Below are 11,537 nucleotides of genomic sequence, written 5' to 3'. Positions count from 1 at the left end.
CCGCCTCTCAAGTTCCACAGAAGGTAAGTTCGACGACTTCATCCGATCGCGGCGGCTGTCGGTATTCGATCCGTTCCAACTGCTCCGCAAAGGGCCGTGAGACCACCTCGAGGAGCCGATCGAGCGGCGCGAGATCGCCCTCATCGGCGGCATCGATTGCCTGCTGCACGCGATGATTGCGCGGGATGTAGGCCGGATTCATCGCACGCATCGCCGCTTGGCGCGCGTGCTCCGGCTGGGTCTGGGTGGCGAGGCGCTCGCGCCACTGCGCCGCCCACTGATCGAACGCCGCTGGGTCATCGAACAGCGCCCGCACCGGTGCATCGGTCGCCGGATCATCGACCACCACCTCGCAGAGCGCGCGAAAGGTATTGGTGAAGTCGGCCTGTTGCGCGGCCATGCGCCCGAGCAGATCGAGCGCCAAATCATCATCGCCGGCCCGCTCATCGAGCAGGCCGATCTTGCTCCGCAAGCCACCATAGTAGCGTGATTCAAACGCCTTGCCGTAGGTGTCGAGTGCGGCGCGCGCGCTCTGTTTGGCATCGTGTTCGCCGTCGCTCAGCAGCGGCAGCAGGCAGTTGGCGAACTGGGTCAGATTCCAGTAGCCGATGCGCGGCTGTTGATCCCAGGCGTAGCGGCCAAAGCGATCGATCGAGCTGTAGACCGTCTTCGGATGGAAGGCGTCCATGAAGGCACAGGGGCCATAGTCGATGGTCTCGCCCGAGATCGCCACGTTATCGGTATTCATCACGCCGTGGATGAAGCCGACCAGCATCCATTGCGCGATCAACTCGGCCTGGCGCTCGACCACCTGCTCGAGCAGGGCTCGATAGGGCTGGCCGGTCTCGGCGCAGTCGGGATAATGGCGTGCGATCACATAATCGGCCAGGGTCTTGACCGCCTCGGTATTGCCGCGGCGGGCGAAGTACTCGAAGGTGCCGACCCGCACATGGCCGGCGGCGACGCGCACCAGCACGGCGCCGCGCTCGATGCGCTCGCGATAGACCTCCTCGCCGGTCGCGACCATGGCCAACGCGCGCGTGGTCGGGATGCCAAGCGCGGCCATCGCCTCGCCGAGCAGGTATTCGCGCAGCACCGGGCCGAGCGCGGCGCGCCCGTCGCCCATGCGGGAGAAGGGGGTGCGTCCGGCGCCCTTGAGCTGGAGATCGCGTCGTCTCCCATCGCGGTCGATCAGCTCACCGAGCAGGATGGCGCGGCCATCGCCGAGGCTCGGCACGAACTGCGCGTATTGATGGCCGGCGTAGGCCATCGCGATAGGGTCGGCGCCTTTTGGGATCAGGTTACCGGCGAGGATGGCCGCGCCGGTGGGGGTCGAGAGGGCATCGGCATCGAGCCCGAACTGCTCGGCCAGGGGGCGGTTGAGTCGCAGCAGCTCCGGCTCGGCGACGGGTGTCGGCGGGATGCGCGCATGGAAGTGCTCGGGCAGGCGCGCGTAGCTATTGTCGAACGCGAACAATGAGGTTGCTGTGGTCTCAACCGCATCGTGGTCGAGGCTATGAAGGTCGCTGAGGCTGTTCATGTTGCGGTCGATTCCCGAGTGGTGCAGTCAGGCTTACCTGGCCGAGGGTGCGGGCAACCGCGAACATCGTCAATGGCAGGCTCGCTGCCGGAATGGGCATCAGCGCTCGGCCTCGATGCGCTTGTCCTCGCTGGTGATCAACAGAAGCTCATTCTCTGAGGGGATCTCGAAGCGGGTGACCTCTTGTAACAGCCCAAGGAAGCGCTGCTCGGTCTGCATCTGCAGCTCCGGGCAGGCCATCCTGGTGCCGGCGATCTGGCCGAAGGAGAGTCCCTCGCCGGTCAGCGCATAGCCGCCCATGAAGCGGTTGCAACCGCTGCTGCCGGCGACACGGTCGTTCTCGAGGAAGTCGATGGTGACCGAGACCTCATCGGGCAGCGGCTCGCCGGCGAGCGCGCGGACCGTCCATTCGTCGCCTTCGAGCAGGGTGCTCGGCTCACCGCCGCAGCCGCTCAGGCGCCGATCCTCGATCTCGAGCACGACGGTCCTGGGATAGGGCATGCCGGTCATGCTGTCGTTGCACGGGTGCTCGCTGATGTGGATGCTGAGGTCATGCTCAGGCAGTGGGTAGACCTCTGTGCCATCGGTGCGAACCGGCGTTGGCCGTTCGGCCTCGATCTCGCGGCGGCCATAGTCGAGACTGAGACTGAGCCGCTCGGCGCTGATCTCGAGCGTCCAGCCGGGCTCGTTGCCACGCGCCTTGAAGGCAGAAGGCGTGCGCGTCGCCGGCTCGGCGGCGAGGGGGTTGAGCACGGCGACGAGAAGCGCAAGACAAGCGAGTAGGCGCAGGTCGATCACGGCACATTCCTCAAGCGGTGGGTAGCAGAGCAGCTGGTGATGCTAACCGCAGAGCGCCATGCCTGACCAGGCTCGCTCAAAGACACTCGGCTGGTGGCTGGGCGGTGTCATTCCCAATGTCACCCTCCGGCTCCTGATGCCAGGGCAGTCCAGCCTCGGCGCTCCGCTCCAGTTCGGCGATCACCTGTGCGCCCAGCAGCAGGATCACCGCCGCGGCCTCCAGATAGAGCAGCAAGACAACCACGGTGCCAAGCGAGCCATAGACCAGATTCACCATCGACACCTTGGCGAACCACCAGACCAATGCCAGCCGGATCAGCTCCCAGAGTGCGGCGGCGACCAAGCCGCCGATCAGCGCCCTGCCGATATGGACCGGTACCACGGGGAGAATCTTGTAGATCGACGCAAACAGCAAGGCGACACCAAAGAAGCTGGAGGCCCAGAGTCCGAACACCGCAGCGCCAGAGAGGGGCAGGTGCATGCCGAGCAGGCTCAGATCGAGCCGGCCCATGGTGTTGAACAGCGCGACCAAGCCGGTCAGGCCAAGCAGCGCGACACCGAGCACGGCAACATAGACATAGGGCAGGAGCGCCGCCACCCAGAGGCGCCGTGAGGCGGTGCGGCGATGGCGCTGGAAGATGATGGCGACGGCGTCATCGAGCATCCGAAACGCCAGCGAGCTGAAGAACAGCATCACGCCGAAGCCGACCCAGCCGATCAGCTGGCGTTGCTCGAGCAGCGAGCGCAGGATCTCGATCAGCAGCTCCGAGCGCCCCGGCGTCAACAGACGTGCCTGCAGCGCGATGACCTCGAGCAGGCGCTCCTCGCTGACGACCTTCGACAGCGTCACGGCCAGCACCGCAAACAGCGGGATGATCGACAGCAGGATGTTGTAGCCGACCCCACCGGCCAGCAGCAGGCCGCGATTGCGGCTGAAATGCTGCAGCACCCGCCGCACGAAGCAGAGCAGGCAGCCAATCCTTGTCAGTACCATCACAGGTTCATCTCCCGAGGTTGAGGGACCCGTCGTCATCCTCCTCTTGTCAGGGTATCGTCGATGTGTTCAGGTCATTCCCATCGACACCCAACCCAGAGGCAGTTCTCATGGAATACACCACCCTTGGCGATAGCGGCATCGAGGTGTCGCGCATCGGGCTCGGCACCTGGGCCATTGGCGGCTGGATGTGGGGCGGCACCGATCAGGAACAGTCGATCGACACCATCCGCCATGCCATCGATCTTGGCATCACCTTCATCGACACTGCGGCAGTCTACGGCATGGGCCGCTCCGAAGAGATCGTCGGCGATGCCCTGCAGCGCCATGGGCTGCGCGACAAGGTGGTCCTGGCGACCAAATGCGGGCTGAACTGGTCCGATGATCATCAGCAGGTCTGGCGCGAGGCGACGCGCGATCGCATCCTGCGCGAGGTCGATGACTCGCTGCGCCGGCTGCAAACCGACTACATCGATCTCTACCAGGTGCATTGGCCGGACGCGAAGACACCGATCGACGAAACCGCACGGGCAATGGACGATCTGCTGCAAGCCGGCAAGATTCGGGCGATTGGCGTCTCGAACTACGATGCCGCGCAGATGGACGCCTTCCGCGCCGTCGCGCCCTTGCATGCCAACCAGCCGCCCTACAATCTGTTCGAGCGTGAGTTGGGCGGTCAAGTGTTGCCCTATTGCGCCGAGCACGGCATCGGCACCGTCACCTATGGCGCGCTTTGCCGTGGCCTGCTCAGCGGGCGGATGACCCCGAACCGGGCGTTTGAGGGCGATGATTTACGCCAGTCGGACCCGAAATTTCAACAACCCCGGTTCGGTCAGTATCTCGCTGCGGTCTCAGCGCTCGATGCCTTTGCCCGAGAGTACGCCGGCAAGGACGTCATGGCCCTGGCGCTGCGTTGGCTGCTCGACCAGCCCGGCCACAGCGTCGCGCTCTGGGGCGCCCGCCGCCCGGCGCAGCTCGATGCGGTGAGCAGCATCGACGGCTGGCAGCTCGACGACAGCGCACATGAGCGCATCGACGCCCTCATTGCGGAGCATGTCACCGACCCCGTCGGGCCTGAGTTCATGGCGCCGGGGACGCGTGACTGAGGGGCTGGTCCAGCGGAAAATCACGCTCAGGCTGCAAGCGAGCGCGGCGAGATCCGCGCGTGCAACAGTAGCACCACCAGGAAACCCTAAGGTCAACCACAATCCCTGCCGGTAAACCGACTATAGTAGTCGGTAAGCGGTGCTCGATCACCGAGCACCGACCCCTTGGCCGATGACAGTGAGGAGGGAGCATGACGACGGCAACTGCACGATCGAAAGACCGGGCATTAGTCTGGCACCCGGCCAGAAGCCCGTTTCGAGACTCCACGAGCGCGGAGACTCCGAGGCGCTTGCAATGTCGCCCCGAGCTCAGCAAGCGGTTATACCGGTTCGAGCGCCGGCGCGGCTGGGACTATGTGCCGATGGATCTGTACTTGGATGCGGCGACAGCTGAGGATCACTTTCAATTTGCTCCGGTCCGCGTGCGTTCTGAGCGGCGCCGCGGTCTACTCGGGCGTCGCTTCATGGTCTGAACGCATCAAGAGGGCACCAACCGGCTGCTGATCAGCAGTCTGTCTATCGCGCTACCGTTCTTGATCGCTGTAGCGCCTGCGCTTGTCGGCTATCCGGGGCGACACGTGGTCAATCTGCGGGTTTGGGTTTCTCGCTCTCGCTGCAGGGTGGTGCCGCCGAGCCAAGCCAGAAATCCATTCGCTTGTCGAGAAACTCGTCCCAGCGCATGTAGTGTGAGCCGTCGCAGGAGAAGTTGAGCGCGACCAGCCCGTTCATGATGTTCAGCGAGCCTGAGCGCAGATAGATGTTCTCGTCCATGTAACGCAGCTCGCGGAACTGATTGAACACGGCCTTGACGCGATCGGCCGGGATCGCTGCCTCGACCGGGTAGGCGCGCTGCGGATAGGCTAGGCAGATGGCTGGATCGCTCAGGTCCTCGTAGTCGAGGACCCGAAAATGGTATGGATCATCCAGCAGCCAGAGCGTCGCGCGCGAGCTTGAGAAATGGAGCTTGCCGTGGAAGACACCGTGAGAGCGGATCAGCTCGGCGATCAGGTCCAAGATCTCGTCGATGCGCCCGTCCATCAGGCTGTCGACCCGTTGCTGATAGAACAGCGCGCCGCGGATCGCCGGATCGCCCTTGAGCTGCAGCCACTGGTCTGATTGGCGGCACAGCTCGCGCGTCAGCGGCAAGTCGCGCAGGTCGAAGTCGGCGCCGAGGTAGCCGAGCAGCGTGCCGTCCTCGCGCGTGAGCCGTTGCACCGCGGTCAGCGACGGGCGCCGGTTGTTGCGGCTGAGATAGGCCGATGACAGCGTGAACGGGGTACCGGCGATGGCATCGGCCATGTAGGGGCGGGCCGCCCGATCACGGCCGAAGTGCTCCGGCAGCAGGCCGTCGCGCGAGATGTTGGCGGTGATCTGCCGGGCCTCGTGGTCCAGCAGGTAGAGATACTTGCAGTACGGCAGCGACTCCATCGCTGAGGTCAACCACTGCTCCAATGCGCTGCGATCGCCCCATGCCTCACGGCAGGCGGTCTCGAGCCGGGACAGGGCGTCCGATAGCCGCGCGTGCAGGAGCATGCGCTGGCGGGCAATGGCGGTTTGTAGGGCCTCGCTCATGGTCTTGCTCTCATCTGGTTGCGACGCGAAACGCGCTCGGGTTGGGATGAATACCGTGCTGGCCATCCTTGGCCAGTGCAGCTGCGGGCAGCAACCATCGGCCTTGGGATTTCCGTTGTCTTGCATGAGCGACAAGCCCGCTCAGTGACTCGGCACCGCCTGCCAGCCCTCCTGTGGGATGCGTTGCTGGATACCGCCCTCGTCATCCATTCGGAACAGGTGCATCCAGTCATTGTCGAGCATCTCGCGCACTAGCTGGTGCTTGGCGATGATATCGTCGATCGGTGCCTGCGGCGCCTGCAGGTAGACGCTCAGGCGCATCGGCTCATGGACCCAGCGCTTGCCGTCGTGCAATGACTGCATCGGCAGCCCGACGCGCAAATCACCGGCATTGCCTTCGAGCACCCCGATCGCGCCGCCGACCACGTTGTGCAACACCTTGTTGCCGCTGCCGAAGCGCCGGTTGTCGGTGGTCGAGCCGTAGTACTGCAGGTTGATCCAGCCCGCGACCACCATGGGTGCGGTCATGATCAGCTCGAGCACGCCGAAGCCGCTATCGGCGGTCCAATCGTAGTCGTGCAGGAAGGTCCGACCGCCGAGATCAAGCCCCCGGGTGCGCTTGCGCGGCGCGGCGATGAAGGCCGCGCAGCCGGCCAGGCCCCATTCCGGGCGCACTTGCGACCAGTCGCGGCTGCGCTGGCGGATGTTGGCGGTGATCGCCTGCCGCGAGCGATGCTCGAGCCCGAGCAGCGCCGAGCGCGACAGCCGGGTCAGCTCACCGGCCTGCTGCAGCCAGCTACGCAGCTGTGCCAGCTCCTCGGCATACGCGCCGGGTAGCACCTCGGTGTCGTAGAGGCGGATCTCGTCGACGCAGGTGTCGTGCAGGGCGCCGATGAACCAGGTGTCGTCGGGAATGCGGATGCCACGCTCGGCGACGCCTTGGCGGACCTTGGGATCATTGAGCAGGGCCGCGCCGATGCGGGCGCTGGCCTCGCCGGTCATGCCGCCGCAGGCACCGCAGTCGAGGCCGGTCGCGTGCGGATTGTTGACCACGGTGCTGCCATGGCCGACCAGGAGCACCAGGCGGGCGAAGTGATCGGTCATCGACATCGCGCGCAGGATGCCCTCGGCCAGATCGACGCGCTCGGCGGCCGGGATGCCGATGGTCCACCTGTGGTGAGCGCCATCTTGAGCTGTGCCAGATGCACTGCCATCGATCTTGCTTTGCTCATTAGCATGCGCGTGGCTGTGGCCGTGCGCTCGTTGATCGCCAACGACATCGCGGTATTCGGCGGACCGCTGCGCCGAGCAGGCACCATGGCTCGGCGCATCCAAGCTCGGCCCCACTCGCGACTCGTCCTCCCGAGCCAGGTGCAGATCATCGGGCGCCGCCACCGGCCGACCCCAGCCGAAGCTGTCGGCGATGATCTTGGGCCCATAGAGCAACAGCCCGGCGGCCTCGACGAACGAGAAGCAGGACGAAGCCCCCATCTTGAACGCCTTCCAGGACTTGCTGATCCCGGTGCGCCGACGCTGAGTCTCCAAGGCCTGCTCGGCCGCATCCTGCTCGACCCCCTGCACCTCGGAGCAGACCCGATACTTGGGCGTCAGCAGCACCGGCATGTGCGAGCGCGGCTCGACCGCGCCGAAGGGCACATGCTCAATCGGCACCCCGAAGAAGCCGGCGAAGCCGAGTGTTTGGGCCTTCGGGCAGATGGTCTCGAACGAGCGGCGCATCACCTCGGAGCGCACGTCGATGCAGAAAGCGGCCTGTACCACCGGGCGTTGTGCGCCAACCTCATCCGGCTCGCTCGCTCTGGCTTGGTCCAGGTTCGCCATCAGTTGGCGCTGATAGCTGAGCTCGAACGCGGTGAGCAGGATGTGCTCGATCTCCTGCGGCTCGGGCGTGGGCTTGGTGGCCGGCTTGCCCCGGCTCAGGCGCTTGCAGACCTCGCGCCAACGCGTGGTCAGCTCCGGGCTGGCCTTGTGCTCGTAGATCAGCACGTCCCAGGCGAGGCGGATCGCGAGTAGCTCAACGATGGTCTCGTCCTCGCCGCCGGACAGCTCCTGTTCCCAGCGCATCAAGCGGGTCCAGGCGGCCCAGCCGCCGATGTCCATCAGCGCCGCATGCATGTAGTCCAGTGCCGCGTCGGTTGGGATGCCGAGGCGGCGGATGGCCGACTCGATGCCGTCGCGCGGTGACTCCGGTAGTGCTTTGACGCGGGCTCGCATGCCGTCTTGGCCCATCATCGTCGTGCTGAAGTCCAGCGCGGCGAAACGACGCCAGGAGGCATAGAGCGACATCCCGGTCCAGGGTCGTTTCCAGGTCGCCTGGCCCATGTCGAAGTAGGCCGCGCAATGATGGCTGATGCGCTCGACCACGAAGCTCGACCAGTCGTCGGCATCGAGCTCATCGAGTACCGAGGTCAGCAGCGGCACGCGCGCCGAGGGGGCTTGCGCATCAACCGCTGCCGCTTGACGCAGGTCGCTGGCACTGCGATTGCTCCCGCAGCGTGCTGCGGCCTGGCTGAGGTCGGCATCGGTGATGCGCCCGGTCTCGATCTGCGCTCGGTAGTAGCTGCGTGGCATGTACATCCGCGCGCCGGCGATGCGCCGCAGGGTCTCTGCGGCCTGCTCGAAGCGCTGATCGCGCAGCCCGTGGAACGGGTTGACGGCCACGAACCGATCCAGCGGCCAGACCGGTGCGATGCGATTACAGGCCGCATCGATCTGCTCGGGGAGCGGTGCGGGCACCGGTTCGGGCGGGCTGGCGGGCGCTATCGCTATGGATGCGCCGCGATCAGACTCAGCCTGCACCGGCTGGTGCTCGAGGGTCGGGGCGTCGATGTGGCTATCTTGCATATTCATCGGTGGTGCTCCTCGGGGTTTGGACTTGCAGGTCTGGGTAGGTCCGCGCTGAGGCTGAAGCGGCGCGCGGACTTGCCGGTTGGTGTCAGGCCGGCACAGATGCCGGCTCACGGCGGATGGGCCAGAGACGGGTGATCAAGCGGGTCACCAGGATGTCGACATAGAGGCCGTTGTAGAGATGCATCTGGATGGCCTGGCGCATTGGCCCCTGTAGCCGAGTGAACAGGTGCTGCAGCGTAATCAGGCCAACAAAGACCGCGATTACCGCGAGGCTGAGGCCGAGATCGAAGGCGTTGAAGCCAGCCTCGACCGGAGTGATGCTGCGGGCGATCGCATGCTCGAAGGCGGTATGCAGTCCGAAGTAGGCGACGCAGACGAAGGCGCCGATCGCGGTCGCGCGCAGGAGCAGCTTGGCGTTGTCCTCCAGCACCAAGGACTGCAACAGCAGCTGAGCGACGGCGATGGCGACGATCGCCCCAGTGACGATCAGCGCCGGTTGATGGCTCGGATCGATGCCGAACGCGAAGCCGGTAACCAGCGCCATCAACAGGGCGCCTTGGAAGGCGACCAGCCAGTGCCAGACCTGTGGCGCGCCGGCGTTGAACCGCAACGCTGGGGCTCGAAAGCCGTCGACGCTGCTGCCAGAGGCCAGGAACGCATGCGCCTTATAGAGCGAGTGGGCGACCAGATGCAGCAGGGCCAGGCTATAGAGTCCAAGACCCGCCTCGAGCAGCATGAAGCCCATCTGCGCCGAGGTCGACCAGGCCAGCGAGACCTTGATGCTGGTCTGGGTCAACATCACCAGCGAGGCGATCGCCAGGGTGGTCAGGCCGATGATGGCCAGCCCATCCAGTGCCGAGCCCGAGGCTGACATGATCGGGCTCATGCGGATCACCAGGAAGGCGCCCGCATTGACGATACCCGCGTGCAGCAGTGCCGAGACCGGCGTCGGTGCCTCCATCACCTGCAGAATCCAGCCATGGAACGGGAATTGGGCGCACTTGAGCGCCGCACTGATCACCACCAGCCAAGCGGCCCAGTGTAGCGCTGTCGGCAACGGCTCCTCGAGGGCGTCCATCGCGGCATAGACGCTCTGGAAGTCGAGCGTGTGCAGGGTCGAGCCGATCAGCAATACGGCGATGAGCAGGCTGGCATCGCCGATGCGACTGAACACGAACTTCTTGTGCGCCGCCATCAGTGCGGCCGGGCGTTCCGGATAGAACACCAGCAACCGGTGCAGGCAGAGGCTAGTCGCCATCCAGGCCAACGCGAACATCAGCAGGTTGCTGGAGACGATCAGCGTTAGGATCGAGGCCAGCGTCATCAGCATCCACTTATGGAAGTGCCCCTCGCGTGCCTCGCCTGCCATATAGTTGCGCGAGTAGGTCGAGACGATGGCGCCGACCAGTGCGACCAGCGTGAGCATGATGACCGTGACACCATTGACCAACACGCCAATGGCAAAATCGCCCATGCCAAAGGGCAGGCCAATGGATAAGAAGGTGACCGTTTCCGGGGGGCCGAAGCCATGGCCGATCAGGCTAAGGACGGCGAACGCAAAGGCCAGCCAGGCCGCGCCGTTGGCCGCCCGGGCTATCGGCGCGCCGTGTCGATTGGCCACTGCGCTCGGCACCATGGCCGTGAGCCAGAGCCCGAGCGGTGCCGCGACGGCGGCGGTGGTGACGAGTGTTGATGACATCTGCTCCTCCTGGGCCGGGGCCCTTTGGTTGTCGGTGCAGGCTTAACCTAGCGGTGAGATCGGGAAATAAAAAATCTATGGTTTCGATAAAATACATCACGATTATCGATGGATAAGTCATCGACATCCGACCAAGAGCGATCGCAGGCGACAGCGGTCAACGTGGGCGGTGAACTCTGGCTCAGCGTCGGCGAGGTCGCCTTCCTGGGCGAGGCGCGGATTGGGCTGCTCGAGCAGATCGGCGAGCGCGGCTCGATCACCCAAGCCGCCAAGGCGGCGGGCATCAGCTACAAGGCCGCCTGGGATGCGGTCGACGCGATGAATAATCTGGCGCCAATGCCGGTGGTCGCGACCGCGACGGGCGGGCGGGGTGGGGGTGGGGCACGACTCACCGACGAAGGTCATCGCCTGATCGCGGCCTATCGCACCCTCTCAGCCGAGTACCGGCGCTTTCTGGACAGCGTGAATGCGACATTGGGCGATCGCGAGGCCGGGGTGGCGATGCTGCAACGGTTGGCACTGCGCACCAGCGCCCGCAATCAGTTCATCGGCCAGATCGCCTCAGTCACCGCCCGCCCGGTCGATGCCGAGGTCGAGATCGCGATCCAGGGTGGCGCGCGGCTCCGCGCTGGCGTGACCAATGAGAGTGTCGAGTGTCTTGGGCTGAAGCCTGGGCGCCATGTCTGGGCGCTGATCAAGGCCGTGGCGGTACGCATCGAGCCCGCCCCCCCGAGCGGCATCTCCGAGCCTGGTCTCAATCGGCTCTGTGGACAGGTGCAGCGCATCACCCGCAGCGATGGCCCGGCCGAGGTAGTGATCGCGCTTGAAGCCGGTATCACCGTGCGTGGCTTGATCGATGTCGAGCGTCTGGAGCCACTCGGCATCGGTGAACACACATCGGCCTGCGCGCTGTTCGAGCCGGCCAGCGTGATCATCGGCGTGAGCGACTAATCGCCAGCG

Annotated in this window: 8 protein-coding genes; 2 read left to right on the top strand and 6 right to left on the bottom strand. The window is 65.3% G+C overall.

The genetic code is table 11. The features are described from left to right. Window positions 1-7: 7 nt before the first annotated feature. The 3 genes from CCR82_RS07835 to CCR82_RS07825 form a co-directional block, all read right to left on the bottom strand. On the bottom strand, window positions 8-1,540 hold the full coding sequence (locus CCR82_RS07835; protein ID WP_201244825.1) for a protein adenylyltransferase SelO: 1,533 nt from the start codon (window positions 1,538-1,540) through the stop codon (window positions 8-10). A 99-nt stretch (window positions 1,541-1,639) separates the two neighbouring features. Continuing rightward, a complete protein-coding gene (locus CCR82_RS07830) occupies window positions 1,640-2,338 on the bottom strand; it encodes an META domain-containing protein (protein ID WP_201244824.1) in 699 nt (232 codons plus the stop codon). A 76-nt stretch (window positions 2,339-2,414) separates the two neighbouring features. Further along, the gene (locus tag CCR82_RS07825) at window positions 2,415-3,332 is read right to left on the bottom strand and encodes a YihY/virulence factor BrkB family protein (RefSeq protein ID WP_201244823.1); all 918 of its coding nucleotides are present in this window, start codon (window positions 3,330-3,332) and stop codon (window positions 2,415-2,417) included. A gap of 110 nt (window positions 3,333-3,442) precedes the next feature. On the opposite strand from CCR82_RS07825, the gene CCR82_RS07820 reads away from it, so the two are divergent. After that, window positions 3,443-4,438, top strand: a complete 996-nt coding sequence (locus CCR82_RS07820; RefSeq protein WP_201244822.1) for an aldo/keto reductase — start codon at window positions 3,443-3,445, stop codon at window positions 4,436-4,438. 582 nt (window positions 4,439-5,020) lie between these two features. Here the strand turns inward: CCR82_RS07820 and CCR82_RS07815 are convergent. From CCR82_RS07815 to CCR82_RS07805, 3 genes are all read right to left on the bottom strand, one after another. Next, window positions 5,021-6,010 carry a PDC sensor domain-containing protein gene (locus tag CCR82_RS07815; protein WP_201244821.1) on the bottom strand — a complete coding sequence of 330 codons (990 nt, stop codon included), beginning with the start codon at window positions 6,008-6,010 and terminating at the stop codon, window positions 5,021-5,023. A gap of 141 nt (window positions 6,011-6,151) precedes the next feature. Beyond that, the gene (locus CCR82_RS07810) at window positions 6,152-8,878 is read right to left on the bottom strand and encodes a YbcC family protein (protein WP_242513333.1); all 2,727 of its coding nucleotides are present in this window, start codon (window positions 8,876-8,878) and stop codon (window positions 6,152-6,154) included. Window positions 8,879-8,963: 85 nt separating this feature from the next. After that, window positions 8,964-10,577 (bottom strand): NADH-quinone oxidoreductase subunit L, encoded by a 1,614-nt coding sequence (locus CCR82_RS07805; protein ID WP_201244820.1) that lies wholly within the window; start codon window positions 10,575-10,577, stop codon window positions 8,964-8,966. 108 nt (window positions 10,578-10,685) lie between these two features. Here CCR82_RS07805 and modE point away from each other — a divergent pair, with 108 nt between their 5' ends. Further along, a complete protein-coding gene (gene modE / locus CCR82_RS07800) occupies window positions 10,686-11,528 on the top strand; it encodes a molybdenum-dependent transcriptional regulator ModE (protein ID WP_201244819.1) in 843 nt (280 codons plus the stop codon). Window positions 11,529-11,537 lie beyond the last annotated feature (9 nt).

The sequence above is a fragment of the Halochromatium salexigens genome, assembly GCF_016653295.1.
Lineage (GTDB): Bacteria > Pseudomonadota > Gammaproteobacteria > Chromatiales > Chromatiaceae > Lamprobacter > Lamprobacter salexigens.
This window is presented reverse-complemented; position numbering and strand designations above follow the sequence as displayed.